This is a genomic window from Roseovarius halophilus (ex Wu et al. 2025) (assembly GCF_047086965.1).
This window is the reverse complement of record NZ_JBKOTX010000518.1, coordinates 1-778: the sequence shown is the minus strand read 5'-3', so window position 1 is coordinate 778 and position 778 is coordinate 1. Positions and strand designations below refer to the sequence as shown.

General features: G+C 50.4%; 1 protein-coding gene and 1 pseudogene. Both read right to left on the bottom strand.

What is annotated here, in order from left to right; all coding sequences use genetic code 11:
• On the bottom strand, window positions 1–677 hold a 677-nt coding region (locus ACH107_RS33260), incomplete at its 3' end, for a hypothetical protein (protein WP_412509848.1).
• Between the two features lie 2 nt (window positions 678–679).
• Window positions 680–778, bottom strand: a pseudogene (locus tag ACH107_RS33255) (hypothetical protein); the annotation flags it as partial.

The window sequence follows — 778 nt, the reverse complement described above, 5'->3', positions numbered from 1 at the left end:
ACTTCGAACCCAGTGACATCTTCGTCAAACGTCGCCGTGACCGTGAAGGCCCCGGAGTGGGGATCGGTCGCGTTCGAGCTCAGCCCAACCGTCGGGGCGATAACGTCGGGTGGAGTCGGAAGAGAACCGGACCCAATTGTAAAAGTATGAAAGGTATTAGCGGAATAGCCACCCGCGGGTTCAGACAAAATAAAACCAAACCCCATCAAGGTTTCATTTTCATACGTTCCACCTTCATCCGCACCGTCTTGATCAACATAAATAATCTTCTCTTCAGCTATCTCAAGGCAAGTTGCAATTACATATTCAGTTATTCTATCAGGGTTCTCGCCATTGTAATCTTCTTTAGGATATTTTTCTACGCGTTCGCCGCCAAAGGCAAAGTATGATCCACCCGCATACCGTGGGTAAAAGGGGTCAAATTCATTACTAATGATCGGTCCGGCTAGAATCTTGACGTTCGCGATTCTGTCACGTTCGTCAAAAAACTTTGTCTTTTGGATTTCCTTAACAACAGTACATTCGCCAAGCCGAGTGGTTTCTCGACTAAACGTCGATGTGCTTAAAGCATCGACCGCCAGAGTGCTGATGAAGTATAATAATGTTGTAATAACAGCGGTCCGACTGCGCTTTTGCGGCAGCGTCGGTGCGGTCGGAGCATGACTATCAAACCTCATTAGGTGAGATCCTGCTCGACCTCGATCACCAGCTCGGTGTCGGCCAGCCGCAGCCTGTCGCCCGTGGTGGGGCCGTACATGCCGGCATAGGCGGCGCGGGA